The sequence below is a fragment of the Planctomycetota bacterium genome (genome assembly GCA_033763975.1).
In the GTDB taxonomy this organism is placed as follows: Bacteria; Planctomycetota; Phycisphaerae; order Phycisphaerales; family UBA1924; genus RI-211.
In genome coordinates this window covers 131,008-156,979 of the sequence record JANRJM010000018.1, presented here as the reverse complement: position 1 = coordinate 156,979, position 25,972 = coordinate 131,008, and the positions used below count along the sequence as shown (strand labels likewise).

At 70.2% G+C, this 25,972-nt stretch carries 25 protein-coding genes; 10 read left to right on the top strand and 15 right to left on the bottom strand.

Features of this window, described 5'->3' with window-relative positions; all coding sequences use genetic code 11:
* Positions 1-94 precede the first annotated feature (94 nt).
* On the top strand, positions 95-835 hold the full coding sequence (locus SFY69_12535) for a hypothetical protein (protein MDX2132869.1): 741 nt from the start codon (positions 95-97) through the stop codon (positions 833-835).
* On the opposite strand, the gene SFY69_12530 is transcribed toward SFY69_12535, so the two are convergent.
* The 4 genes from SFY69_12530 to SFY69_12515 all read right to left on the bottom strand — a co-directional run bounded on the left by SFY69_12530 (position 815) and on the right by SFY69_12515 (position 5,036).
* The gene (locus SFY69_12530) at positions 815-2,470 is read right to left on the bottom strand and encodes a hypothetical protein (protein ID MDX2132868.1); all 1,656 of its coding nucleotides are present in this window, start codon (positions 2,468-2,470) and stop codon (positions 815-817) included. The two genes, SFY69_12535 and SFY69_12530, sit on opposite strands and share 21 nt — an antisense overlap.
* Before the next feature lie 40 nt (positions 2,471-2,510).
* Complete coding sequence (locus SFY69_12525; GenBank protein ID MDX2132867.1) at positions 2,511-3,404, bottom strand: hypothetical protein; 894 nt, start codon at positions 3,402-3,404, stop codon at positions 2,511-2,513.
* Entirely contained in the window at positions 3,401-4,000 is a 600-nt protein-coding gene (locus SFY69_12520; protein ID MDX2132866.1) for an RNA polymerase sigma factor, read from the bottom strand. Before SFY69_12520 ends, SFY69_12525 begins: the two co-directional genes overlap by 4 nt.
* Before the next feature lie 91 nt (positions 4,001-4,091).
* Complete coding sequence (locus SFY69_12515) at positions 4,092-5,036, bottom strand: M48 family metallopeptidase (GenBank protein MDX2132865.1); 945 nt, start codon at positions 5,034-5,036, stop codon at positions 4,092-4,094.
* Between the two features lie 60 nt (positions 5,037-5,096).
* On the opposite strand from SFY69_12515, the gene ubiE reads away from it, so the two are divergent.
* The 3 genes from ubiE to SFY69_12500 all read left to right on the top strand — a co-directional run bounded on the left by ubiE (position 5,097) and on the right by SFY69_12500 (position 8,178).
* The gene (ubiE, locus tag SFY69_12510) at positions 5,097-5,867 is read left to right on the top strand and encodes a bifunctional demethylmenaquinone methyltransferase/2-methoxy-6-polyprenyl-1,4-benzoquinol methylase UbiE (protein ID MDX2132864.1); all 771 of its coding nucleotides are present in this window, start codon (positions 5,097-5,099) and stop codon (positions 5,865-5,867) included.
* A 236-nt stretch (positions 5,868-6,103) separates the two neighbouring features.
* Positions 6,104-6,835, top strand: a complete 732-nt coding sequence (locus SFY69_12505; GenBank protein ID MDX2132863.1) for a cobalamin-dependent protein — start codon at positions 6,104-6,106, stop codon at positions 6,833-6,835.
* A 350-nt stretch (positions 6,836-7,185) separates the two neighbouring features.
* Positions 7,186-8,178: a hypothetical protein gene (locus SFY69_12500; GenBank protein ID MDX2132862.1), complete on the top strand. Its 993-nt coding sequence runs from the start codon at positions 7,186-7,188 to the stop codon at positions 8,176-8,178.
* Between the two features lie 392 nt (positions 8,179-8,570).
* Here the strand turns inward: SFY69_12500 and SFY69_12495 are convergent, their stop codons facing one another.
* The 5 genes from SFY69_12495 to SFY69_12475 form a co-directional block, all read right to left on the bottom strand.
* A complete protein-coding gene (locus SFY69_12495; protein MDX2132861.1) occupies positions 8,571-9,164 on the bottom strand; it encodes a GAF domain-containing protein in 594 nt (197 codons plus the stop codon).
* 17 nt (positions 9,165-9,181) lie between these two features.
* On the bottom strand, positions 9,182-9,424 hold the full coding sequence (rpsR, locus tag SFY69_12490; protein ID MDX2132860.1) for a 30S ribosomal protein S18: 243 nt from the start codon (positions 9,422-9,424) through the stop codon (positions 9,182-9,184).
* Between the two features lie 94 nt (positions 9,425-9,518).
* Complete coding sequence (locus SFY69_12485) at positions 9,519-9,989, bottom strand: MauE/DoxX family redox-associated membrane protein (protein ID MDX2132859.1); 471 nt, start codon at positions 9,987-9,989, stop codon at positions 9,519-9,521.
* Between the two features lie 47 nt (positions 9,990-10,036).
* Positions 10,037-10,609, bottom strand: coding sequence for a rhodanese-like domain-containing protein (locus tag SFY69_12480; GenBank protein ID MDX2132858.1), 573 nt, complete (start codon positions 10,607-10,609; stop codon positions 10,037-10,039).
* 67 nt (positions 10,610-10,676) lie between these two features.
* Positions 10,677-11,891 (bottom strand): DUF1573 domain-containing protein, encoded by a 1,215-nt coding sequence (locus tag SFY69_12475; GenBank protein ID MDX2132857.1) that lies wholly within the window; start codon positions 11,889-11,891, stop codon positions 10,677-10,679.
* Between the two features lie 192 nt (positions 11,892-12,083).
* On the opposite strand from SFY69_12475, the gene SFY69_12470 reads away from it, so the two are divergent.
* Complete coding sequence (locus SFY69_12470; GenBank protein ID MDX2132856.1) at positions 12,084-13,352, top strand: tRNA-dihydrouridine synthase; 1,269 nt, start codon at positions 12,084-12,086, stop codon at positions 13,350-13,352.
* A gap of 18 nt (positions 13,353-13,370) precedes the next feature.
* On the opposite strand, the gene SFY69_12465 is transcribed toward SFY69_12470, so the two are convergent.
* The 3 genes from SFY69_12465 to SFY69_12455 are packed head-to-tail and all read right to left on the bottom strand — an operon-like array spanning position 13,371 to position 14,742.
* A complete protein-coding gene (locus SFY69_12465) occupies positions 13,371-13,733 on the bottom strand; it encodes a hypothetical protein (GenBank protein MDX2132855.1) in 363 nt (120 codons plus the stop codon).
* A gap of 20 nt (positions 13,734-13,753) precedes the next feature.
* The gene (locus tag SFY69_12460) at positions 13,754-14,302 is read right to left on the bottom strand and encodes an SRPBCC domain-containing protein (protein ID MDX2132854.1); all 549 of its coding nucleotides are present in this window, start codon (positions 14,300-14,302) and stop codon (positions 13,754-13,756) included.
* On the bottom strand, positions 14,299-14,742 hold the full coding sequence (locus SFY69_12455; GenBank protein ID MDX2132853.1) for a helix-turn-helix domain-containing protein: 444 nt from the start codon (positions 14,740-14,742) through the stop codon (positions 14,299-14,301). The genes SFY69_12460 and SFY69_12455 overlap by 4 nt, the downstream gene beginning before the upstream one ends.
* Before the next feature lie 128 nt (positions 14,743-14,870).
* Here SFY69_12455 and SFY69_12450 point away from each other — a divergent pair, with 128 nt between their 5' ends.
* Entirely contained in the window at positions 14,871-16,151 is a 1,281-nt protein-coding gene (locus SFY69_12450; protein MDX2132852.1) for a Glu/Leu/Phe/Val dehydrogenase, read from the top strand.
* 112 nt (positions 16,152-16,263) lie between these two features.
* Here the strand turns inward: SFY69_12450 and SFY69_12445 are convergent, their stop codons facing one another.
* Positions 16,264-17,010: an RluA family pseudouridine synthase gene (locus SFY69_12445; protein MDX2132851.1), complete on the bottom strand. Its 747-nt coding sequence runs from the start codon at positions 17,008-17,010 to the stop codon at positions 16,264-16,266.
* A gap of 43 nt (positions 17,011-17,053) precedes the next feature.
* On the opposite strand from SFY69_12445, the gene fahA reads away from it, so the two are divergent.
* The 3 genes from fahA (at position 17,054) to SFY69_12430 (ending at position 21,159) form a co-directional block, all read left to right on the top strand.
* Positions 17,054-18,430, top strand: a complete 1,377-nt coding sequence (gene fahA / locus SFY69_12440; GenBank protein ID MDX2132850.1) for a fumarylacetoacetase — start codon at positions 17,054-17,056, stop codon at positions 18,428-18,430.
* Positions 18,431-18,570: 140 nt separating this feature from the next.
* Positions 18,571-19,710, top strand: a complete 1,140-nt coding sequence (locus SFY69_12435) for a hypothetical protein (GenBank protein ID MDX2132849.1) — start codon at positions 18,571-18,573, stop codon at positions 19,708-19,710.
* Between the two features lie 108 nt (positions 19,711-19,818).
* Complete coding sequence (locus tag SFY69_12430) at positions 19,819-21,159, top strand: hypothetical protein (protein MDX2132848.1); 1,341 nt, start codon at positions 19,819-19,821, stop codon at positions 21,157-21,159.
* Between the two features lie 5 nt (positions 21,160-21,164).
* Here the strand turns inward: SFY69_12430 and SFY69_12425 are convergent, their stop codons facing one another.
* Complete coding sequence (locus tag SFY69_12425; GenBank protein MDX2132847.1) at positions 21,165-22,436, bottom strand: FIST N-terminal domain-containing protein; 1,272 nt, start codon at positions 22,434-22,436, stop codon at positions 21,165-21,167.
* A gap of 29 nt (positions 22,437-22,465) precedes the next feature.
* Positions 22,466-23,890: a hypothetical protein gene (locus SFY69_12420; protein MDX2132846.1), complete on the bottom strand. Its 1,425-nt coding sequence runs from the start codon at positions 23,888-23,890 to the stop codon at positions 22,466-22,468.
* Positions 23,891-24,168: 278 nt separating this feature from the next.
* Here SFY69_12420 and SFY69_12415 point away from each other — a divergent pair, with 278 nt between their 5' ends.
* Positions 24,169-25,938, top strand: a complete 1,770-nt coding sequence (locus SFY69_12415; protein MDX2132845.1) for a TolC family protein — start codon at positions 24,169-24,171, stop codon at positions 25,936-25,938.
* Positions 25,939-25,972 lie beyond the last annotated feature (34 nt).

Below are 25,972 nucleotides of genomic sequence, written 5' to 3'. Positions count from 1 at the left end.
TGCTTGGCGCGCCCGCGCGAGGCGTCATGTTCTCCCGGTCGGGGCACCCAGCCCCGGAACTGCGTGGCGGACAACTCAAGACCGGAGAGAGAACATGAGACTCGCACTCGCCGGACTCGCCGGCATCCTTGCGCTCGCGCCCACTGCGCTCGCGCAGCAGACCACCCTGTACTCCAACACCTTCGAGAGCGGCACGCTCGGGCCCGAATGGAGCAGCGCCTCTCGACTCGACGCCGCACCCGCCTTCTCCATCTTCAACGGGCGCTATTCCGGTCACTCCACAACCCTCACCCTCGCCCAGCCCCCCGCCGGTCAGCCCGGCGGACGCAGCGGCTCCAGCGGCGGCGGCTCTGGCGGCGGTGGCGGTGGCGGTGGCGGCGGCGGTGGCGGCGGCGGCGGCGGCGGCGGCGGCGGCTCCTTCGTCGAGTACACCCTTTCCTTCGACCTCTACGTCATCGATTCCTGGGACGGCATCGACACCATCTACGGCCCGGACACCGTCCGACTCGCCGTCAACGGGCAGACTCTTCTTCGAGACACCTTCACCAACCACGCCGGCAGCGTCCAGTCGTTCCACTCCCCCACCGTCGGCCCGGCGCCCCTGGGCTACGACAGCCGCTGGAACGACTCGATCTACCGGACCATCACCCGCACCTTTACCGTTGAACCCGGGGCGCCCATCGTCATCACGTGGGCCGACGAGAATCTCCAGGGCATCAACGACGAGTCCTGGGGCATCGACAACGTGCGCGTCAGCTACCAGACCATTCCCACCCCGGGCGCGGTGTGTCTTCTCGGTGCCTCGTCGCTCGCTCTACTCCGGCGCCGGCGGTAGTGCCCGCTCCGCCTCGGCCAGCGCTGCCTCGGAAACCCGCACCGACACGCGCCCGCGTACCAGCCCATCGCCCGCGCGCTCGAGGTTCGATTCGAAGCGTTCGATCCAGCGGAAGACCCGCAGCGCATCGCTGGGAGCATCGGGCGCGGGCGCACGGTCGCGGCGGAGCAGCGTCGTGAGCCGCGCCGGGTGAATCAGCAAGCGGAACTGCCCCGGGTCCGCCGCGTCCGGGGCCTCGCTCAGGCGCATCGCGAGCGCCTTGGCCGCTTCGCCCGCGCCGAGCTCGTCGCCCCGCGAGGTGCGGATGTTCAGGACCCACCACCCGGCGACCCCGCCCGGCGGCTTGGCGAACGTCCAGGCGATCGACCCGCCCGCACGCCCCAGCCCGCTGAGCACCGGGCCGCCTTCGCCCGACAGCGACAGCACCCGCACGCTCTCCAGCGGCGCGGGGGGCAGTCGCAGGTGCTCGTCTCCCGCCAGCGAGACGCCCCAGCCGTCGACCAGCGGCGCGTACGCGTCGACGTCCGGCGTCGGCACCGCGACGCTGATCGACAACGCGGACCCGCCCGCTTCATCCCGCCCGCGCAGCTCGTGCACCGCCACCAGCGCGATCCCGTCGATGCGCTGCTCGAGCGAGGGGGGCAGGCGCATCATCCCCAGCAGCGAGAGCAGCAGGGTGGACCGCACGCGCTCGCCGACCAGTTCGGCGTCCAGGTCCAGCGGCTGCTCGCGGGGCGAGCCGGCGACCAGCAGGGTGGCGTCCTGGGCGAGCAACTCGACCGCCTCTCCGGGCCACGCGGGGCGCTCGTCGGGGGCCCCGGCGGGCGGGGCCGCCCGCCCGGGAAGCAGCATGTCGCGGGTCGCCACGATGGCCCCGCGCACGTCCGCGCCATCGAAACTGACCGACGCGACGAGGAACCGCTCGCCCTCCGCCCCCATCCGGCGCGACAGCACGGCGACATCGCCCTCGGGCAGTTGTCCGAGGTGGGCGAACGCGCGCGACGCGCCGAGCGTGCCCGTCCCGTCGGGGCCGGCGGGATCGTCGCCCGTCTCGCCGGTGCGCAGCGCGGGGAGCAGGCTGTCGAACAGCCGCTCGCTTCCCTTCGGACAGATGAGCACGCGGGCCCGCGTCTCGGCGCCGGGGAACATCCAGGTCGAGACGTCGAACGCGCCGTTCTCGAGCGCGAGGATGGGCAGCCGGCGCTCGAGCCCGCGCGGAGCCGGGCGGAGCCGCTCGCGCAGCAGGCGCTCCGTTTCGCCCGAGATCTCGCAGAAGAGCGCGTGCTCGGCCCGTTCGTCGTCGACGCCGCGCATGGCGTAGACGATCTGCGAGCCGAAGACCTCGTCGCGGGCCGCCTGCGGGGTCATGCCCAGCGCCCGCGCGATGCCGCCCCAGGCGTCGACGCTGCGGCTCCAGGTGCCGAGTTCATCGACGAAGGCGGCGGCGCCGCGGAAGGCGGGCGTGCGGGCCGCGCTCCGCAGGTCTCCCGCGGCCGCGACGAACTCAACAGACCCGGGCATGGCCCGGAGCAGCGCGGGATCGGGACCGGCGAGCACGGCGCCCGACGCCGCGAAGATGCACAAGGCGCCCGCGACCCGCGGCGCCCGCCCACGAACTGTCCGCGTCATCGACATGCCGCGCCCCCGCCGCCCCATCCGCTCGCGCCCCATGCGCCTAGGGCCGCCGCCCGCACGTGGTGTGCGGGCAACGCTCGGGGCACGGGCCTTCACCGGGCACGGCCTCGGCACGCGTGGGGCGGGACGGGAAGAGTTTCAAGAGGGGAAGCGACGGCGGCTCCTTCGCGCCTACCGCGTCCCAGGCAAAGTCGAGCCCCGCCTGCGTGCCCGCAAAGACGCGCTGCGTCGGGCGGGCGGCGAGCCCGACCGGCGTCACGTCGAGCACGGTGAGCGACGCCGACGCGGACCCGACGGGCACGTGCGCATCGAAGCGCGACGCGACGTCGTACTCGCGCGTGCTGCCGAGCGAGAAGACGTCGGGCGCGGGCATCGGCCCCCGCCCGCTCAACGCCACCATCTGACCGACCGGACGCGTCAACTCCTCGCGCAGCGTGCCCAGCGCCTGGGCGAGGGACTGCGCCGAGGTCGCGAGGTCCGCGCGTCCGGCCTCGACCAGGTGAGACACCGGCGCCTCGTGGGGCGGCGGCGCTTGCGGGGCGAGGCGCTGCACCAGGGCGTAGGCGCCGAAGGCGCCCAGCACGCCGCAGCAGACCGCCGCCCGCGCCGCCGAGATCCGCCGACGCTCGCGCGGGCCGACGAACGCGCTCTCGTGCTCCATCGCCGCCAGCACGCGCGAACGCATGTCGGGCGCCGCCGGCATCACGCTCAGGTGGGCCACCGCATCGCGCATGCGCCGGAGCGACGCGTCGATGTCGTGGCCCGCGTGGCGCGCGTCCTTCTTCAGGCGACGGGCCTCGTGCAGTTCGCCCTCGCTCTCGGCGTCCAAGATTCGGTTCACCACGCGGTCGACCTCGCGGGCCGAGCGGCGGGCACGCGCGTCGTCGCTGTCGCCGTCTCGCCCCGGCGCGGGATGGTTCGGGCGATGGCTCATCGCATCGCCTCCGCGTCACGCGGCTTCACGAGCACCACCACCTCGGCCGCGTCGCGCTCGAGCGCCTCGCGCAGCTTCACCCGCCCGCGGTGCAGGTGGCTCTTGACCGTGCCCTCGGGCATGCGCAGATGCTCGGCGATGAGCCAGATGGGCCACTCGTGCTGGTGGAAGAGCACGATCACCTCGCGCTGCTCCATCGAGAGCGTGAGCAGCGCCTTCTGCACCGCGTCCTTGCACGTCGTCTGGCGCTCCGACGCTTCGATCTCCGTCCCCACCGCGCGCCCATGCCCGGACGCCTCGCCCACGCGATCGCTGTCGCTGGCGGGCTTGCGCTTCTCGATCGCGTTCAAGAACACCCGGCGTGCGATCGTGAACAGCCACGTGGAGAAGCGGAAGCGCGTGTCGAACCGGTCGAGGTTCAGCAGCACCCGAACGAACGCCTCCTGCACCACGTCTTCGGCCACGTCGTGCCGCCCGCTGAGCCGCAGGATGTACGCGTACACCCCCTGCTGGTGGGCCCGGATCAGCGTGTCGCTCGCGGCACGGTCTCCCGCCGCCGCGTTCGCGATCAGCCGTTGCTCCTGCGATCTGGTCATGCCGAACGACACGCGAGATCCTCCCGGCGAGGGGGCCCGCAGGAGTGTACCGAACGGGCCGCCGGGCGGTTGCAGATTTGTCGCGGTGCGCTCAGTGCCCGCACCCGGCGAACGAGCACGTCGCGCCCTCCGGCATGCCCTCGCGCGGGTACGCCGCCAGGCGGGGCGTTCCCGCGTGGGGGTAGGCGGTGCTCAGGCGGCGGAGCACGTTCTGGCGGAACTCGGCCTCGCGCAGCGTGTATTCGGGGTTGCCCTGGCTGAACGAGAACTCCGCGGCGATCTTCGCGCGGAGGTCTTGTGCCCGGCGGGCCGGGTCCGGGTGGGTCGAGAGGATCTCCGGGGGCGACTGCCCCCCCGCCGCCTCGGCGAGGATCTCCATGACCTGCACCGCGCCCATGGGGTCGTACTTGACGCCGACCATGTACTCGGCGCCCAGGGAATCAGACTCGGACTCCTGGCGCCGGTCGTAGCGCATGAGGAACAACTGCGTGCCCTGCCCGGCGAGCTGGGTGATGAGCGGGCCGCTCTCGCTCCCGCTGAGGACCGACGAGGCGACTTCTAGGCCCATCTGGGCCGCGGCCGTGCGCGAGACGCGCTCGTTCCCGTGCCGCGCCGTCACGTGCCCGATCTCGTGCCCGAGCACCGCGGCGAGCTGGGCCTCGTTGGTCATCTTCTGCATGAGCCCGCGCGACATGAACACCTTGCCCCCCGGGAGCGCGAAGGCGTTGATCACGTCGCTGTCGAGCACGGTGAACTCCCACGCGAGGGCGCGCATCTCCGGGTCGCGCTCGAGGGCGGGCACGAGCAGGCGGTTGCCCACCTGCGTCACGTACGCCCTGATCTCGCCTCGCGCGATCTCGCCCCCCATCTCCGCGAGCATTTGGGGCTTGGCCTCGGCCCCGAGCTGCGCCTCCTGCTCCAGCGAGAGCAGCAGGAACTGCGAGCGCCCGGTGGTCGTGTTCTTCTGGCATCCGCCCGCGCCGATCGCGACGCACATCGCGGCCAGCACCAGCACAAAGAGTCTCGCAGCGTGCATGGGTTCCTCCGATTTTCGTGCATCCACCCGGGGGGAGCGCGCAAAGTCTACGATTGCCATATGCCCGAAGCGCCGGGACACGCCGCGCCGCCGGTCGAAGGCTGGCGCGACGCCGAGCTCGCCAACCCGCACGCCCACGCCGACAAGAGCGCGAAGGTCCGCGCCATGTTCGGCGCGATCGCACGCTCGTACGACCTCAACAACGCCGTCCACTCCCTCGGGCAGGACCGGCGCTGGCGGAACTTCGCCGTCCGCCAGGCCGCCGTCAGACCCGGCGACGTCGTCCTCGACGTGGCCTGCGGCACGGGCGCCCTCACCCGCGCGTTCGCCGCCCGCTCTCCCGCCTCGCTCGTCATCGGCGCCGACTACACCCGCGCGATGCTCGACATCGCCGCTCGCGACAGGCCCGACGCGCGCACCACCTATATCGAAGCCGACGCCATGCGCCTGCCCATGGCCGACGCCAGCGTCGACGTCGTCTCCATCGCCTTCGGCATCCGCAACGTGCAGGACCCCCGCCGCGCACTCGGCGAGTTCGCCCGCGTGCTGCGCCCCGGGGGGCGGCTGGTGGTGCTCGAGTTCGACCGCCCCCGCAACGCCGTCGTCCGCTGGTTTAATGACCTCTACTGCGGGCGCGTCATGCCCCGCACCGCGACCTGGCTCAGCGGCGACCGGTCGGGCGCCTACCGCTACCTCCCGGCCTCGGTCGGCGCCTTCATGTCGCGCGAGCAGATGGTGGATGCCATTCGCCAAGCCGGGTGCACGGATGTCACCGCGACTCCCCTCAGTTGGGGGATTTGCGTGTGTTACCGGGCCATCCGCGGGAACTGATTCGGTTATCCGGACTCACACGCACCCCCGCGCGTTCTCGGACCCGCGCCCCGCTGCGTCCGTGAACTCCTGCGCGGCACCCGCAATCTCGACGCGTCGAACCCGCGCCGCCGATACCCAAGCCCGGATGAGCAGGGCGTGAGGTCGCCCTCATGAACAGCGGCGGAGTCCGCGGCACGAAGTCCGCCCGAACTACTGGTGACCGGCCGGTCGCCGACGGGCATAGGGGATACGCGATGAGCCGTGACTTGCTGCAGGCACGATTTCTGGAAGCCCTGGTCGGGGGCGATCGCCCCGCCGCCCGGGACGTGGTGGCAGAACTGGCCGCCCGCGGCGCGAACGCGTCGCAGGTGATCTCCGAGCTCTTCTGGCCCGCGCACGAGACGATCGAGAAGTTGTACAAGGGCGATCAGATGACCTCGCTCGCGTACCACCTCTCGACGCGCCTCCTGCGCATGCTCGTCGATCAGACCGGCGCCGCGCTGAACCGCGCCTCGCCCCGCGGCGAAACGATCTTCTGCGCCTGCGGGCCCAGCCAGGGCGAAGAACTCGCGGCCCAGATGGCCTGCGACCTCCTCGAGGCCGACGGCTTTGACGTCACCTTCGCCGGCGGCGGCGTGCCGGGTGACGAGATCCTCTGCCGCGTGCAGGAAACGCAGCCGAACTACCTGGTGATGTTCGCGTCGGCCGCGAGCGACCTGCCCGAGATCCGCCGGATCATCGACACGCTGCGCGAGATCGGCGCGTGCCGCAAGACCAAGATGGTCGTCGGCGGCGGGGTGTTCAACCGCGCGGACGGGCTGGCCGAGGAGATCGGCATCGACCTGTGGTGCTACAGCCCGGCGGACCTGGTCGACCTGCTGACCCTGCCCCCGGAGCCCGCGCACGTGCCGACACCCATCCCCGTGCCGGCCGCGGCCCGCGCCGCCTCGAAGGTCACGCCCCGCAAGACAAGAGCGGCCGCCTGATCACAACGCCGCGTGCGCCCATGGCGCCGGCGGCAACACACGAGCACTCATCTCTCGCCCGGAGGGCGCTGGGCCGCACGCCCGGCGCCCTCTTTGCGTTTGGCGCCTGATACGAGCCCGAAGCGCAAGCGAGGGTCCTTCCCTCCGGTACGAGCCCGTTGCGCCAGCGGGGGTCGTCTCCGCCTCATGCGCCGCGGGCCCGGGAACGCGACAGGCGGACACTCGCCGCGCTGCGGCGCGCCGGGTGGCAGGTACTGGTCGGGTGGGAGTGTCAAACGCGGGACATGGCTCGCTTGTCGGATCATCACTCGCGCAAAGTGTCGGTCGGCGAACAGAGTTAGAATACTCGCATGGCCAAGTCCGCTCGTGGCACAAGTGAGGTGGAAACGCAGGAAGCCCCAGGCTTCCAAGTGACTCTGACCTTTGACGGCGAGCTCGCCGACCGAGGCGAACTGCCCGCTGCGGAACTTGGTGCCGCGCTCCAAGGCTGGGACCGCTTTCTTCAACTCGCGTACTACTCGCAAGAGACATCAGTCCTCGAACTCCCCAAATCGGGCACGTCGTTCCGCGTCGAGTTTCACGTCCGCAAGATCAGCAAGGGCTCGTTCCTCGTTGACGCGACCCTGTGGTTCGGCGTGGCAGCCGTGGGCGGAATCATCGGGAACCGCGCGGATGCCATAGCCAATAAACTCTGGGAGTGGTCGAGCAAGATCATCAAGGCGCATATCAAGGCCAAGCGGGAGAAGAAAACGCTCGACGGCGTGGTTGCGGAGCTGGAAACTCTCGCCAAGGCAGAATCGGTGCGCGTGAGCAAGAACCGCGAGGACTCGGAAGACTTCGCCACGGCAGTGAATACGGCCTTGACTAACGCGACGGTGCCACTGGATTCATCCGCTGCCAAAGAAGTCTTGGCGTTGAAGGGGCAAGCCGTAGACATCGTGATCGACCAGAATGGCCGCGCTGCCATCCGCGCCCCGTTCGATCCGCCTGCACTTGATCCCGAGGCCGACCCAGTAATCGACGCTCCCGTGAAGTTCATCAGAATCAACAAGAAAACTGGTTACGGGCTTTTTCAGTTTGTGCGACCCCAAGACGAATCTCAACTGGGCCAACAGCGGTTCCACTGCGAGGACAAGGCCATTCGCCGCAGAGCGAATCAATACACGGGGTCATTTCACGAGGACATTCCGCTGAAAGTCAGAATGCAGCGAAAAGCCTACGAGACCAGCCGGCACGGCCATTACTGGCTGATTGTCGGTACCGGCGCGCCGGACGTGGCCGACCAAGGTTTGTTTGGTCCACATGACGGCGCGAAGAAGGGCAAGAAACGGAAGAAGAAGTGATTGAGTCCGCGAAGCGGGGTTTACTCAGCCACCGTCGCCCCGCATGCTGCGACGGTTGCACTAGTCACCTCCGACCACGGCACCTTTTCCCCGCGCGTGCTCACCCACCGCAGGGCGTAATACGCGGTCTCGCCCGCTTCGGCGCTGGGGAAATCCTTTCGCAGATTGCCGCGTGAACTCGCGACAGGCACGTTGAGACTACCCCCGGCTGCGGCGCCCCCAAGGCAAGACCCTCGCTTGCGCGTCGGGCTCGTACAGCAAGACCCTCGCTTGCGCGTCGGGCTCGTACGCGGGCACGGAAGGCAAGCCCCTCGCTAGCGCGTCGGGCTCGGAGGGGAACACTCTCGCTGGCGCGTCGGGCTCGGAGCGCGTCGGGCTCGCAGATCCGTCGGCTACAGCACTTCGACGCGGCGGTGGTCGTCGACGGGGTACGAGATGCCGATGGCGACGAGGAGGTCGGTGAGGCCGCGGGCGTCGTCGGGGGTGAAGGCGCCGAGGTCGAAGCTGTCGGCGTCGAGGACGCCCCAGATGGTGCCGTCGGCGAGGACGACGGGGACGACGAGTTCGGATTGGTCGCGGGGGTCGCAGGCGACGTAGTTGGGCCCGAGGGAGCGGACATCGGGGACGACGAAGCAGCGCGCGTCGCGCCAGCCGCGCCCGCACAGGCCGTGGAGGCCGATGGGCGAGCAGGCGGGCTTGGGTTCACGGGCGACGAGCGACATCTCGCCGGCGTGCGGGCCGTGGACGTAGAAGCCGATCCAGGAGATGCCGGAGGACCAGAGGGCGCCCCAGGCGATGTCGAGGAAGCGGCGGAGGCGGTCGGCGAACTCCGGGGCGTGCGCGGAGACCGGCGCGGGCGGGGCCGCGGGGTCGAGGGCGTGCCGGCGCAGGATGGCGGCGTAGTCGCGGGCGAGCGTCGCGTGCGAGGGGGCGGCGTCGCCGCTCGCGCCCGCCGGGGCGGGCGCGTTGGTCGCGGGGGTGGTCATGCCGGGTCCGCGGGGCGTCAGAGCGTGGCGGAGGTGTACGGCAGGAGCGCCATGTAGCGGGCGCGCTTGATGGCCTGGGCGACCATGCGCTGCTCGGCGGCGGAGGTGCTGAGGCGCTTGCGTCCCAGGATCTTGCCGTTGGGGCTCATGAGCTTGCGGAGCGTCTCGACGTCCTTCCAATCGACGAACGTGTCGCCGGTCTCGGAGATGTGCGCGACGCGGATCTTCTGGGTGTTGCCGAAGCGGGGGAACTTGCTCATTCAGGTCCGTCCTGGGCGTGAGGCCCGGGGCTGCGGGGCGACGGGCTCCGCAGGTCCGGGCGACGGAAACGTGCCGGGCGGGATGATAGGCGGGCTACTTCATCGATTCGCGGTCGACGGCCAGCGAGCCCGGGCCGACCACGGCAACGTACATCGCCATGGCGAACAGGACGGCGTTGCGGGCCAGGTGGCACGGGCCGATCGCCCCCGAGCAGGGAATCTCGAACTTGCCGAAGCAAGAGCAGTGGACGTCGAGGTCGCGGGCGAGGACGGAGAGCATGCCGCCGATGAAGGCCAGGAGCATGCCCCCGAGGACCACCGCCCCCGCGCGGGCCCACCAGCCGAGGATGAGCGCGACGCCCGCGAGGACCTCGAGCCAGGGGACGACAAAGGCCGTGAGCGTGGCGAGGTGGTCGGGCAGGATCTTGAAGGCCATGACGCCCTGCACGAAGAGCTGCGGGTTGCGGAGCTTGACGATCGCGGCGAAGACGAACAGCCCGCCGAGCAGCACGCGCACCACCAGCGCGAGGCCTCCCCACACGATGCTCGGGCTCTTGGTCTTCACGGGCGTTGCGTCCTGCGTTCGCCGTCGCGGGCCGGCGGAAGAGTGGGTCACATGGCGGGCTTGCCGGTGGCGACGGGGTGCCCGGCGGCCTTCCAGGCCGGGTAGCCGTCGGCCATCACGTGGCAGCGGGTGAAGCCCAACTGCTGGAGGAGAACGACGACGTTGTGCGAGGCGTCGCACTGCCCACCGCCGCAGTACACGACGACGGGTGCGGCCTTGTCCATGAAGTTCAGCGCGTCGGGGATGGCGCCGTTCATGAACACCTCGGAGGGCATCCAGAACGCCCCCTCGACGTGCCCGGCCTCGTACTCGTTGGCGAGGCGGGCGTCGATGAACGGAGCGCCCGCGGCGAACAGCGCGGCCGCGGAGGCGAGATCGATGTCGAGGCCCAGCGGCGCGGGCTGCGTGGGTGCGCCCGCGGCGGGCGTGCTCCCCGCGGCGGGCGTCGCAGGATCGGCGGGGCGTTCGCCGTTGGTTGTGACGGGCGGGTTCGGCAGCACCGGCGGAGCGGGCGGCGCGGGTCGGAGCGTCACCGGCGTGACGACGGAGTGCACCGCGCCGGCGAGCACGCCGACGAATCCCAGTGCGAACGCGCGTTGGATGATGGTGCCCAGGGGCATGGGTGAGGCTGCCGAGAAAACAGGGACGGCGTGCGGTTGCACGGCGCCCCCAAGGGTGATGGTGAGTTTACCGCGGGCCGCCGGGCATCAGCAGGCTGGGCTGCTCGTCCCAGACGGTGCGGGGCTTGGGCGCGGGGGCGTTGGCCACGGGAGCGCGGACATAGCCGTAGTAGGTGATCTTGAACTCCTTCTCGTCGGGCAGGTCGGTGGTGAGGACCAGGGTGCCGGCGGCCGGCCCGCCCGCGCCCGGCGCGGTGCCGGCGAGGTTGAGCGTGTAGGCGGGGGCGGCCCCGGCGGGGACCTGATCATCGCGGACGTCAAGCTTCGCGAACAGGGGCGAGGGGCCCTGGGGCTGTTCCTCGACCTTCAGGATCTTGAACGGCTTGCCGTTGCGGCTCTTGAGCGAGACGGCCGACATGATCGCCTGGCCGGGCTGGAGGGCTCCGAGCTGCAGACGCGCCGGGTTCGCGAGCACGTCGCCGATCACCTCGCCCTGGACGGTGAAGTTCACCTGGCGGCCCGCCTCGCTCGTGCGGAGCGAGACGCCCCCGGCGATCGGCCCGACCGGCGCGTTGGGCTTCACCGAGATCTCGACGGGGTACTGCCACACGGTGCGGCCGTTGACCACAGTCTCGACGCCCGGGAGGACCTTCGAATCCACCAGCGCGATGTTGGGCGTCGCGCCCTCGATGCGGATGTCCTTCGAACGCGACGTGACCGTCACCGTCATCGTCTTGCCGCGCCCCTTGGCCACCTCGCCCAGCGCGACCATCGCCGGCTCCACCACCACCAGCGGGTTCACGTCGCTCTTCACGTTCAGCACCACCGTGCGGTTCGAATCGTCGTTCGTGGTGACGGTGACGGTCGTGTGCTGCGGCCCGCGCCGGTGGTGCGGGTTGTACTGCACCTTGATCTCGCCCGATTCGCCGGGCTGGTACACCTTCTTGTCCAGCGCGGGAACCGTGCACCCGCACGAACCCTGCGTGCTCACGATCTCGACAGGGCCCGTGCCCCGGTTCGTGAACTTGAAGACGGCCTCGACCGGCTTGTCGTCGCTGATCTCGCCGAACTCGTGCGTCGTCTGGTCGAACTCGATCTTCCCGCCCGTCGAGGGAACCGCGGGCACGTCGCCCTTCATCGGCACCTTGGCGCCGGGGGCGACCGGCGAGAGCGCGGGCGGGAGCGACGGCTTCACGGGCTGGTCCTGCGCGATCGACACGGACGCAAGCCCGCACACGGCACCGCAGACGGCGACAAGGACCATGCTGGAACGCGACACCATCTTGTGAACTCCTCTGGATGACTCCGCGACGCGGAAGGTGAACTCGGCCGCGCCCGCACACTCCGGACGGCCCGGCTCATTCTTCCCCGTCGGCGGGGCGGCGCTCGCCGGGTTTCTGAGTATCGGCGGGCACCCCGGGGTGAGGCCCGGGCTAGGCCCGGCGGGCCCCGGCCGGACTCCGTATTGTCCGGGATGCTCCGCCTGGGATGCCTGGAACTCGCGACCAACCTGCTGCTGGCGCCGATCGCCGGGTACTGCGACCTGGCGTTCCGAACGGTCTGCCGCGAATGGGGCGGAGTGGGCCTGGCGTGCACGGATCTACTGAGCCCGCAAGGACTTCTGCGCGGCACCGCCACCAGCCTGGACCTCGCCAAGACCAACGACTTCGACAAGCCCGTCGGCATGCAGCTCTACGGCAGCGACCCCGAGATCATGGCCCAGGGCGCCCGCTGGGCCGTCGAGCACGGGGCCACCCTCGTCGACATCAACATGGGCTGCCCGGTGGACAAGGTGACCAAGAAAGACGGCGGGAGCAAACTGCTGACCGACCTGGCCCGGGCGGTCGCGGTCGCGGCCCGGGTCGTGCGAGAACTGGAACGCTGCCCGGTGAGCGCGGACGAATGGAAGAAGCGACAAGGCACCGGGCTACAGGCCGCAGGGAGCAGGCACGAGGCATCGGGCATTGGGGATTCGGCGTTCGGGGAAGGCGTGGCGAGCGGTGCGCATGCTGCGGGCGTGCGGGCGAACGGGGTGCGGGCACAAGACGCGCGGGCCGATGACGCGAGTGCCGCGGAACGTGGACCGGTGGTGGTGCCGCTGACGTGCAAGATGCGCCTGTGCTGGAGCACCGCGGACTACGAGGCGGGGCAGGCGTGCTCGCCCCACCTGGCGCGCATGCTCGCGGACGTCGGCGTCGTCGGCGTGACGGTGCACGGGCGGACGACCGAGATGAAGTTCGGCGGGCAGGCGCAGCTCCCGGGCATCGCGCGCGTGGTCGAGGCCGTCAACGGGCGGATCCCGGTGATCGGCAACGGCGACGTGCGCCGCGGCGCGGACGCGGCACGGATGATCCGCGAGACCGGCTGCCAGGGCGTCATGATCGGGCGCGGGGCGCTGAGCGCGCCGTGGGTGTTTCGCGAGGCGTGGGCGGCGGTGCGGGGAGTCGAACCGCCCCCCGAGCCGACCGAGGCGCAGAAGCTCGCGACCATCCGCCGGTTCTTCGACCTGATGCGCGAGCATCGCGACGATCGGTACGCGATGTTCCAGATCAACCGGCGCGTGTCGTGGTTCGCGAAGACACTGCAGCGCGACCTGGGCAGCGGCAAGATGGAGAGCATCAAGCCCTTCAAGGAAGCGATGCGCCACGCCGCGACCCCCGCGGAGGTCTACGACGCGCTCGACCGGTTCGCGGCGGGAGAACTGCGCTCGGGCGTGGCCGACGCGGCGGAGATCGAGGCCTGACCCGCCGGGGCCGCCCCGCTACACCACGGGTGAGATGTCCGGCGCGTGCGGCTGCCCGCAGTACAGGCAGGTGCGGTGGCGCTGCATCAGCGTGCGCGAGCACTTGACGCACTGATACGGGCCGTCGGTGCGGCTCACGCGTCCGTCGAGCACGCCGTCGCGCAGGTCAACCTCCTGCACCTTGGCCTCGATCTCCTCCTGCGACAGCCCGAGGCGCGCGACGACCAGTTCCCACATCGCGGCGTTGATGAGCGCGAGGCGATCGACGCGGTCCTGCACGCGCGTGACGTCGCGCTCGAGGTCGCTCGTCGAGCGCGCAAGATCGCCCCGCACGTCGTCGATGCTGCGCTGCTGGTACAGATTCCAGACGAAGTCGTGCATGGCGCCTCCCGGGCGCCAGTCTACCGGACGCTCTGGCCCGCGCGCTCGACCCCGGGGACGGCGGTGCTGGCGGCGAGCGCGACCTCGGTCCTCGCGCTCTTGGGGAGCATGAACGACATGCTCATCATGAGCGCGTTCTTGAACCGGGCGCCCGCCGGGGCCCGCCCGGTCTCGATGACGGCCTTGTACAGCGCCAGGATCGCGGGCCAACTGGTGGTGACGCTCTTGAGGGTGCGGGTCTCGCCCTCGAATCGCGAGTGCGTGATCGTGACGCGCGTGACGCCGCCCTGCTCGGTCAGCCGCCATTCGACGAGCGTGGGCGCGTCCTGCTCCATCGAGAATCGGAAGGTGTGGACGAGGCGGCGCGGGGCGTCGACCTCGAGGACCTCGCCGAGCACGAACGTGTGCGTGCCGCGCTTGTTGCGGTAGGAAAGCACCGCCCCGGGGGCGATGGGGCCGTGCAGGTACGTGCCGAACATCGCGTGATGCGGGGAGCCGGAGCGGGTGATCTCGTCCCACACGCGTTGCGCGCCGGCCTTGATGTCGATGCTGAAGACCTTCTCGATCATGGTCGCCCCCGGAGTTCGCCCCGCCGGACATCGGCACGCGCCGTGCCCGCCGGGCGCGATGGTGTGCGCTCGGTTCCGACGCCCTCGGCAGCGTCGCGGATGGAGGTGAGTGCGGCGGCCCAGGCGCCCTCGTACCGGCTCACCCAGCGTTCGTAGATCAGGCGGATCGGGACAGGATTGAGGTAGTTCGTGCGGACGCGCCCCGTCTTCTTCGACACCACCAGTCGGGCTCGGCCGAGCACGCGCAGGTGCTGCATCACCGCGAAGCGAGACAGGCCCGGGAAGAGCATCACCAGTTCGCCCGTGGGGCGGGGCCCGTCGCGCAGCGCGTCGAGAATGTCGCGCCGCACGTCGCTCGCCAGCGCGCGGAAGACACGATCGACCCCCCGCTCCGCAGAGCGGGACGCGGCGGTCGGGGCGGATGGTTCGGCCGGAAACACGTGATAAAAATATCACGTGTTTCGCTCCCCGTCAAGCCCGCCTTCGCCGGGGCGACGTCACCGGGCCCCGCGGACCTCGCCGCGACCTCCCCGCGGCGCATCCGCGCGAGAATCACTAAACTGCGTGCATGACCACCACAGACGTGTTTTCCGCGGCGCTTCAGCGGCTTGACCTCGGGGCCGCCCACGCGAAGGTGCACCCTGAAACCCTGCTGCGCCTGCGCAGCCCCCGCCAGATGCTCGAGGTGTCGATCCCCGTGCGGATGGACGACGGGGCCCTGCGCCTCTTCACCGGGTATCGGTGCAAGTACGACGACACGCGCGGGCCGGCGAAGGGCGGCATCCGCTTCCACCAGGACGTCTCGCCCGAAGAGGTGAAGGCCCTGGCGTTCTGGATGACCTTCAAGTGCGCGTGCGTCGGGCTGCCGTTCGGCGGGGGCAAGGGCGGGGTGATCGTCGACCCGCACACGCTGTCGACGGCGGAACTGGAGCGGCTGAGCCGCGGGTACATGCGGGCGATCGCGTTCGCGGTGGGGGTTGACGTCGACGTGCCCGCGCCGGACGTGAACACGGGCCCGATGATCATGGCGTGGATGGCCGACGAGTACGCCGGGGTGACGGGCAAGCGCGAGCCCGGCGTGATCACCGGCAAGCCCGTCGCGGTGGGCGGGTCACTCGGGCGAGACGACGCGACCGCGCGGGGCGGGTACTACGTGCTGAAGGAACTGGAGAAGCGCCTGGGCTGGGTGGGCGGCAAGGCCGAGCGCGTGGCGATCCAGGGCTTCGGCAACGCGGGCGACAACATGGCGCGCCTCTGCCACGCCGACCCGGCGTACAAGGTCGTCGCCGTGAGCGACCACACGGGCGGACGGTACAACCCCGACGGGCTCGACATCCCGCGCCTGGCGAGCCACAAGGAGAAAACGCACAAGCTGCTGCCGACGGCCGAGTGCGGCGCCGGCACGCGCGAGATCACCAACGCGCAGCTCCTCGAACTCGACGTCGACCTGCTCGTGCCCGCCGCGATCGAGAATGTCATCACCGAGGACAACGCGGGGCGCGTGCGTGCCAAGGCGATCCTCGAGCTCGCCAACGGGCCGTGCACGCCCGAGGCGGATGTCATCCTCAAGAAGAACGGCGTGCGCGTCGTGCCCGACATCCTCGCGAACGCCGGGGGCGTCACGGTGTCGTACTTCGAGTGGACGCAGAACAAGAGCGGGTTCTACTGGGACCTCCCGCGCATCCACGACGAACTCCGCAAGAAGATGAGCAGCGAGTTCGCCGAGGTCTTCGAGCTCGCGGAAGAGAAAGACATCAGCATGCGGACCGCCGCGTACGCCCACGCGCTGCAGCGCCTCGCGCCGGCCCTCGAGAGCACCGGCACCCGACGCGTCTACGCGAAGGAGTAAGGAAGGCACCGGGGACTGGGCACTGGGAACTGGTGAAGACCAAGAGCAAGAAGAAGAAGAAGAAGAAGAAGCAGAAGAGGCGGGAGAGGGAGCAGAACGCACTGCGACCGAACTAGAACGAGGCCTCGCTGGTCACGCGCACGCGCTCGCCGCTGTCGGGGTCGTTGAACTCCAGCATCGCGGCGTGCAGGCAGAGCCGGGCGGGCGGTTCAAGCCCGGGCCGTGCGTGTGCGGACGTCTCCGGCGCGGGCACGCCGTACAGCGGGTCGCCCAGCACGGGCGAGCCCAGCCCGACGCGCGGCGCCGGGGGCGGCTGGATCATCGCGCGGGGGGCAGCGCGATCGGGATCGCGCGCGGGCCAGTGGGTCTGCCCGCCGAACGCCGCGTGCACGCGGATCTGGTGCGTGCGCCCCGTGAGCGGCTCGAACTCCACGCGCGCCGTGCCGGCGTCGAGCACGCGGTACCGCGTGAGCGACGGGCGCCCCTGCTCAAAGTCCACCACCTGGTACGGACGCCGCTCGACATCGAGCCGGATCGGCACCTCGATCGCGCCGGCGGGGTGTTCTGGACAGCGCTCCAGACGCGCCACGTAGCTCTTCACGACGGTGCGCCGCTCGAACTGCGCGGAGAGCTCGCGCTGCGCATGCTCCGTCAGGCCCACCACGATGAGCCCGCTCGTGTCCATGTCGAGGCGGTGGACGATCAGCGGCCCGCCCGCGCGCGGGAACATCGCACGCACCCGCGACGCCACGCAGTCGTCCTTGCCCGGCCCGATGCCCGGCACCGACAGCAGGCCCGAGGGCTTGTCCACGACGACGAACGCGTCGCGCTCCAGGACGATCCGCAGCGGGTCGGTCACGGGGCGAGGGTACGGCCCCGCGGCACGCGGGTACGCTGTGCCCATGAGCACCGACGCCCCGCGACCGCACGCCGCCTCCCCCACCATCGACGCCACGCACGACCCCAAGCTGCGGTCGTGGGTGGAATCCGCGAACGACCCCGCGACGGACTTTCCCATCCAGAACCTCCCGCTCGCGGCGTACGAAGCCTCGCACGACAACCACACGCACACGCACCTCGCGACGCTGATCGGCGACGAAGTACTCGACATCTCGATGCTGGTCGAGAGCGGGCTCATCGGGCGCGATAAGAACGAGGAGGCGCTGGCGCGGGCGATCACCATGCCGCACGCCTTCGGGCTGCTGCGCGCCCCGGCACTGCGCCGCCAGCTCCGCGAGGCACTGCAGCGATTCCTGCGCGAGGACAGCATGGGCGGGCAGTCGCTGCGGCGCGTGCGCCAGAAGGCCCTGCGCCCGCGGCGCGAGACACGCCTCGCCGAGCCCGTCGCCATCTTCAACTACACCGACTTCTACGCGTCCATCCACCACGCTTCGACCGTCGGCGCGATGTTCCGCCCCGACAACCCGCTGCTGCCCAACTACAAGTGGGTGCCCATCGGCTACCACGGGCGCGCGTCCTCGATCGTCGCCTCCGGCACGCCGATCCCGCGCCCCCACGGGCAGACGTTCAAGGACGGCGAAGCCTCCCCCACCTTCGGCCCCTGCCAGATGCTCGACTACGAACTCGAGGTCGGCTGCATCATCGGCCCGGGCAACCCGCTCGGACGCCCGGTGTCGGTGGCGGAGGCGCGCCACCTCATCGCCGGGTACTGCCTCGTGAACGACTGGTCGGCGCGCGACGTGCAGAAGTGGGAATACCAGCCGCTGGGCCCGTTCCTCGCGAAGAACTTCGCGACGACGATCTCCGAGTGCATGGTCTTTCCCGAGGCGCTCGAGCCCTTCCGCTGCGCCGCGTACACGAGGCCCGAGGGCGACCCGCAGCCGCTGGAATACCTGCGCGACGACGCCGACACCGCGTTCGGCGGACTCGACCTGCACCTGGAAGCCCAGCTCCAGACAGCGGAGATGGCGAAGCGTGGCCTGTCGCCTGTTACCTTGAGCACAGGCCGCACCTTCCGAGAGATGTACTGGACGTTCCAGCAGATGATCGCGCATCACACGAGCAACGGGTGCAACCTCCAGCCCGGCGACCTGCTCGCCAGCGGCACGGTCAGCGGGCCAGAGCCCTCGACCCGCGGCTGCCTGCTCGAACTCACGTGGGACGGCACGGGCAAACCACGCCGCCCCATCAGCCTGCCCAGCGGCGAAACCCGCACCTTCCTGCAGGACGGCGACACGGTGATCCTCCGCGCCTGGGCCGAACGCGAGGGCTTCCGACGCATCGGTTTCGGCGAATGCCGCGGGACGATTGTCGGGTGACGTGCCACTGACATCGGCTCGGCGATGTCAGTGCTCGCTCCGTGCGCATTCGCACTGACTTCCGCAAACGGAAGTCAGTGGCACGGTCACAATCGTTCCACGCGGCTGGCATTGTCCGAGGCCCGTGGTATGTTCAGTGCATGAATCGAGAGAGGTACAGCGGCGGCGTGCGGGCGGTAGTCGTGGCCATGGCCGCCGCGGGCGTGTTCTCGGGCGTGGCCTGCGGACAGGCCTTCTACCTCACCGGTCTGGCACCGGGCACAGAGGGCGGACGGACGTACGGCCTGTCGGCCGACGGCACGATCGCGGCCGGGTGGAGCTCTCGCGCCAACTTCACCCCGGGGTACGTCTGGACCGCCGACACCGGCCGCTACGACTTCGGGCTTGAACCCGGGCTCCCCTCTCTCACCATCACGGCGGGGCTCTCGGGCGACGGCCGCGCGGTCGTCGGGACAGCGGGCGATCTCAACCAGCGACGGGCATTCCGCTGGAGCGGCCCGGGCACGTACCAGACCCTCGGCTCGTTCGGCTACCCGGCAACTTACGCCCAGGCGGTCAACCACGACGGCTCCATCATCGTCGGGCGGGGCGAGTTCGGTACCGGCGGGTTCATCGGCCAGGCTTTCCGCTGGACCAGCGCCACTGGCATGGTCGGGCTTGGGTTCACCCGACCCGGCCACGGGTTCAGCGAGGCCGCCGCCATCAGCCGCGATGGGTCCACCATCGTCGGCACAAGCCGCGGCGGGTCGGATTATCGGGCCTTCACCTGGACGCAAGGGACGGGGATGCTGGAGTTGCCAGGTTTGCCAGGCACCACGAACGTCGCGCTCGGAGTGAGCGCGGACGGGGCATATGTAGTTGGTGCGTCGGGAGATGGATTCCTACCGGTTGTGTGGCAAGCCGGGCAACTGAGGCAGCTTGAACTTTCCGGTCCGTACTTCACCGGCGCTGCGAACTGCGTGAATGACGCTGGCGATGTCATCGGCGGATACGTCGCGGGCCCACCCGGACAAACGCAGTACGCAGCGGTCTGGACGCCCGAGTGGGGTATGGAGCTGCTGTCCGACTACCTCGCGTTCCACGGCGTGCAGGTCCCCGCCGGGCTCACCCTGACCACCTGCTCCGCCATCAGTGCCGATGGGATGACCTTCGCGGGGTGGACTGAGCGCCCTAACGGGGGGCTTGAGGGGTACGTCGCCGTGATTCCGTGCCCGGCGAGCGTCGCGTTGCTCTTTCCACTGCTCCTCAGCAGCCTCAACCGACGTCGCATCGCCCCCTAACGCCCGGCACGGCAGGTTCTTGCGCGAGAGCCCAAGATTCTGTCCGAATCATCGCACTGGCTGGCGATCGACGGTGGTAAACCGAGTCTCATCATTGGAGTTCTCGCGATGCGCATCATGGCCGCAGTATTCGCACTCATCGCGTTCTCGACGTGTGTCCTCGCCCAGACTCGGGTCATTCCGCGAGCATGGATGTGGCAGGACCAGCCTGTCTCAATCCCCGCGACCTCGCAGTTCACGACCATCAACGGAATCATTGTGAACGAAATCTCGCAGGGAGACTACACGCCCGCCGCGGCCGCGGACGCGCTTGCCCAGAAGATCCACGCCAACCTTTCCGCCGGAAACATCGCGAGCGATTCCGTCTGCATCATGATCCGCGGCTTCGGGCATGACAATTTGTATAGCGAGACGACGAGCGGACCCAACGCCACCCACAACGCCACAAGATTCTTCTGCGAAATCGATCGTTTGCCAGGAATGACGGATCAGCAGTTCCCGAGCCAGAATAGCTCAGACGTCAGCGACCGCACATATCGGCACCCATTTCTCTCGAACGCGACGACGACAGGGCCGTTGCACGAATGGACGGAGGACTTCGTGGCCGCGTTCGAGGCGATCTGCGATAACCCGAACCACCCGTACAACCAGAACCCGCCGCTCCCAGACCCGCGCGAGGTGTCGTATCGGGTGTACATGGACGTGGAAGCGTGGATTGCCCACTACGGTGGGCCAAACGCGGTCTATATGCTCAGCCGTCTGTACTCCTACGGCAACACGGCGGGCAATCCGGACATCTGGAACGCGTGGAAGGTACCGGGGTCGTCTGGGTGGGCAGCTCCCTCCGACTCTGAGATTGTGAACCCCAGTACGACCGCCGGATTTGCATCGACGACAGGCCAGACGCTGGCGCAGATGTACGCGGATGCTCGAGCGGCACAGGCTGCCAACGGGGTCACGCAGTGGCCGACAATCCTCACCGGCTCCGGTGGGCTGTTGGCATCTCAACGCGCTGATATTGGGCAGAACCGCCCGTTCATGCAGTGGTGGTACCATGTGACGAAGAACGCGGAGGTTGCCGTGCCGGAGACATCGCTCTTCAGCGTACTACGCGGCGCTGGCTGGCAGGTCATCACCTCGAACTACGACGCGGCACGGTACGACGGCCAAATTGCCAATACAGGGTGGTTCGTGGACGAAGGGCAATCGAACACCGCCTCGGATATGCTGCCGCGAGGCTGGATCGACCGCCAGGCGGCCCCGCCCGTGGAGGAAGAAGCCATTATGAGCGACGTGAACTACGATGACATCGTTACGGATGGCGACTTCAACCAGTTCATGGACGCATTTGCCGCAGAAGTTGCTGCTGCGGACCTTGACCTGAATGGTGTGGTGGACCTTTCGGATGCCGAGATCTTCATCGACTCGTACGTGAATCCCACGCCGTAAACGCGTCACACACCCCGGAACAGCGCCGCACAGGCGGTGTGCCCGTGGAGGAACGCGCCTTGGTCGATTGGGCCGATCTCGCCGGCGGCGAAGAAACCCGCGAGCGGCGGGCCGGCGTGCTCGGGCGCGCTGATATCGAACCCCACGCGTGCGCGGCTCTCTCCGCCCGGGTGCGGCAGGAAGGCGCGGACGATCGCACCCGCGTCGTGGTTCGGGGTTTCGAAGAGACGCCGCCCGCGCCCCGTGCATGTCACGAGCAGGACTCCCGCGGGCGGGGCGTGGAGTTTCTGCGCGTCGAGCAGCAGCGCGAGGTCCTCGTGGGCCGTGCGCGCGTCGCGCATGTGCAGGCGCACGGTCTGGCCGACGTGCACCTGATCGGCGAGGGCGACGGCCCCGTGGTTCTGATCCACGCCCAGCACGTTGCGGATGAGGAAGTCGCCCCGCCCGAAGTGCTGCTTGAACTCATTGACGACGCGCCCGACGAAGAGGCCCGCCTTCAGGCCGGCCCGCTCATCTTCCGAGAGTTCGCCGATGACGTCGGACACCACCTGCAGCGCGGGCTTGCCGCCGAGCTCGAAGATGATGTTCCGGCGCGCCTTGGTGACGACGAACGTGGGGCCGAACGGGCGGCATCCCTGCGAGACCATGGCGTCGATGCGGACGGGCCCGCGGATGGCGACGCCCACGCCGCCCCGCGATTCGACGCGGGCGTCGATCGCCATCGCGTTCCCGCCGGGGTCGTTCGCGGCCGACGCGAGCCCGCCCAGGATCGGCGGGTTCCCGCACCCCTTGAGCGCCTCGGTCATGGCGGGCAGCAATCGCACGAGCGGCACGGAGAACGGGTCGGCGAAGAGCAGCACGCCCCGCAGGTCGTCGGCCGCGCCGAGGGTGGTGACGATGCGCTCGCGGGCGGCGTCGGGCTCGTCGTCGCCGATCAGGTCGTCGGTGCGAAAGGGCGTGAGCGTGGCGCCGGGCAGGCGTGCGGCGAGGATCGACACGCCGGACGATTCTTCGAGTTCCGTGCCGCCCCCGATGACCCCCGCCGCGGTGACGCCCAACAGCACGCCCGGGCGCAGGCGCGATCGCACGCCGGCGGTGATGGCCTCGGCCTGGGGCACAAGGTCGCGCGAGATGAAGACGAGGGCGAGGTCGCACGTGCCGGCGAGGGCGTGCACGCACTCTTCGGCGCTCCGGGCCGCGAGGACGCCCGCGTCCTCGCCCGCCGCCAGGCTGCACGCGAACAGGGGCGAGGTCGATGAGCCGATCCGCGAGACCACGGGTGACTGTAGCGGCGGGGCGGGCGAGATCAGGGCGTGCCGGGCGCGGCGGGCTGGTTCGGCGCGGCCTGCAGCGTGTCGACCGTCACCGGGGTGATGACGTTGAGCTGCAGCGAGCGGTCGAGCTGGGCCTCGCCGATGACGCCGACGACCTGCCCGAGCATGGCGTCGAGGTTGAACTCGGCGCTCTTGCGGAGGTAGCCGAGCGTGCGCGGCGCCGTCGCGCCGACGGACACGATTCGGTACATCTGCGGGAGGTCGCGCCCGTCGTAGACCAGGCTCGGCTGCAACTGCCCGACGATCGTGTAGTAGCGCGTGCGGGCGATCTCGGCGAGCTGCTCGGAGATGCGGACCTTGGCGGCGTCGAGGCGGGCCCGGGCCTCTTCCTGCTGGCGAAGCCGGTCGCGGTAGTCACGCCGGATGCGCAGGGCCTCCAGGCGGCCTTCCAACTGCCGGCGCTGCCCGGCGCGGTCCGGCGAGACCTGCTCGATCGCGCGTTCGATCTCCACCATCAGTTCGTCGAACTCACCCTCCAGCACCGGCTGCGCCCACACGCGCTTGAACGACGCGTCGAGACGCTCGATGGTGCCGACCGGGCGTTCGTCCGCGGGCGCCGGGGTCGTGGGCGCGGCGGTGCCGGGCGCCGGGGTGCCGGGCTGCTCGGACGCGTCGGCGGGAACAACCGGCTCTGGGGCCGCAGGGTCGCGGCGCTGCACGATCTCGGCCGGCTCGCCCGAGGCGGGCGGCGCGTCGGACGGGACGGTTTCCGGCGTCGCGCCCGGTGCGGGCGGAACCGCGGGTGGCTGTCCCGAACCAGGCTGTCCCGAACCAGGCTGGCCCGAACCAGGCTGGCCCGACGGGGGCTGGGCCGCGGGGGTCGACCCGGCCGGGGCGCCGGGCAATGACGGGAGCGATACACCGGGCTTGGCGCGGTACGTCGCGACTTCGGCGTCGGTCGCCCGGCGCATGAGGCGCGACGGCACAAAGCCCCGCGCGCTCGCCGGCGCCTGCACGCGGTAGGCGGCGATCGACCCGGACGCGTCCTTCACCTCTTCGACGATGGTCAGCGTCGTGCCCGCGGGCAGTTCCTTGTCGAGCAGCGTCTTGTACGACCCGTCGTAGCCGGCGGCGGCGTTGTGCGCCCGCAGGCGGCTGGGCGTCGTCAGCGTCGCCGTCGTGCCCTGCACGCCCACCTCGACCGCGCGCACGAAGGCGCTCAGGCCCGGCGGGTACGACACGCGCGACCAGCGCTCGCTCTCGGCGTCGACCACCACCAGCATGCCGGGCGAGATCTCGCCCACGCGGTAGAACCGGTCGCTGTCGTTGCAGTGGATCGGGACCTTGTCGCCCGCGGGGACGGCGTAGTACGGGGTGACGTCCTGCACCTGCGCACACGCGACGGCGCAGATCGCAACGCTCGCAACGATCGGGATGAATCGAGACACGCCGAGCATGGATGTGTTCCTTCCGGAGCGGCGACGAACCCGAGGGGGCGTGGGCAAGGTCCGTCCGGCCCGAGTGGCCTCCCCGCGGCCCGACAGGATACGCGGACGGAAGCGACTTTGACCGCCCGGCCCGAGCCCGCTACGTTGTGTGTCGGCGCTTGCCGGTGGGCCCACCCCGGGCGAAAATCGGAAGCGACGCCCGGGCAGGATGTTACGGCGATGTCGCCGCCCCGCCGGCTTGTTCCCACTGCGGACGCGCGATGAGACGACCACGCTTACGCCTTGTCGTGCTTGCCCTGTGCCTGGCGGCTGGAGGCTGTCGCACCTCGCCCCTCGCGCGCGAGAGCGAACGCCTCGTGCGCGAGAGTGCGATCAGCGCGACCGAGCACGAACTGCGTGCCGCCCGGCGCGCGCCCGCGCCGCGCGTCGTGCGGCGCGATGACTCGGACCGCGAACTGGGCATCCGCGCCGAGTTCCTGCCCGAGTTGGAGCGCATGGCCGGGCCCGCGTCCTACGACTGGAGTTCGCTCTCGCTCGGCGAGGACCTGCTCGGCGCGCCCTCCGACGAGGTCGGTGTCTCGCTGCAGTCGGTGGTCCGCACGACGGTGGAGCACAACATCGCCGTCCAGTTCGCACGATTGGGCGTGGGCGTGAGCGAGGCGCAGGTGCAGGCGGCCGAGGCCGCGTTCGATTGGACCTTCTTCGCGAGTTCGTCCTGGAACAGCGTGAACTCGCCGCAGGTCTCCAGTGCGTTCAGCGGATCGACCAGCCCGGTGACGAGCAACGCGGCCGAGACGCTCTCGGGCGGCGCCGGGCTGCGCCGGCCGCTGGTCGGGGGCGGGCGGTTTACCGCGCAGCTCGACAACTCGTACATCGACAACAACACGCCCGGGCAGGTCAACCGCCCGAACCCGGCGGTGCAGCAGGCGTTCCTGCTCCAGTGGGACCAGCCCCTGCTGCGCAACGCCGGCAGCGAGGTGGCGCTCGCCGAGATCCGCGTGGCGCGCAACTCGGAACGCACCGCGGTGCAGACGCTGCGGCGTGACCTGATCCGCGTCGTGACCGAAGCCGAGCGCACGTACTGGGACCTCGTCCGCTCGATGTACGACGTGCTGATCTTGCAGCGCCTGCTGGACCGGGGGATCGAGGTTCGCCGCCAGCTCGAGCAGCGCCTGCCGCTGGACGCGAACCAGGCGCAGATCGCCAGCGCGCGGGCGCGCGTGGAGGCGCGCCGTGCGGACCTGCAGCGGGCGCGCACGCAGGTGCGCGTGCTGAGCGACCGCCTGAAGCAGCTCATGAACGCGCCCGACGTGCCCGTGGGGTCCGAGGTCATCGTGCTTCCGGTGGATCGTCCGATCGACCAGCCGGTGCAGTTCAGCCTGCTCGAGAGCCTGCGCCAGGCCGTCGCGAACCGCCCGGAGGTGCAGCAGGCGGTGATCGCCATCGATGACGCGTCGATCCGTCAGATCGTGGCTCGCAACGCCCGCCTTCCGGATCTCACCATGCGCCTGCAGGCCCGCTGGTCGGCGCTCGACCAGGACCTGGGCAGCACCTCGGCCGATCTCTTCAGCGGCAACTTCATCGACTATCTCGCCGGGCTGAACTTCGAGCAGGCGATCGGCAACCGGCGCGCCGAGGCCGACTACAGGCGCCGCCGCCTGGAACGCATGCAGACCGTGCTCGCCTACCGAAACTCGGTGCAGTCCGCGGCCGTCGAGGTCAAGTCGGCCCTCAACCGCGTCAATCTCAACTACACCCTGATCGCGCAGACGCGTCAGAGCCGCCTCGCCGCCGCCGAGGTCCTCCGCGTGCTCCAGGTCGAGAAGGACTTCCGCCAGGGCTTCACCGTCGAACGCCTCGACCTCGAACTCAACCGTCAGGAGTCCCTCGCCGCCGCCGAGCGCGACGAGGTCCAGGCCCTCATCGAGTACAACCAGACGATCGCGGAGCTCTTCCAGGCGATCGGCACGGCCCTGGAACGGAACAACATCCGCGTGGTCGTCCCCACCACCGAAGACGCCCTCGAGGACTGGAGCCAGAGCCTGCTGCGGGAGTAACCTCTGCGGTCTGCAGCGCCTCTTCACCCCCCGG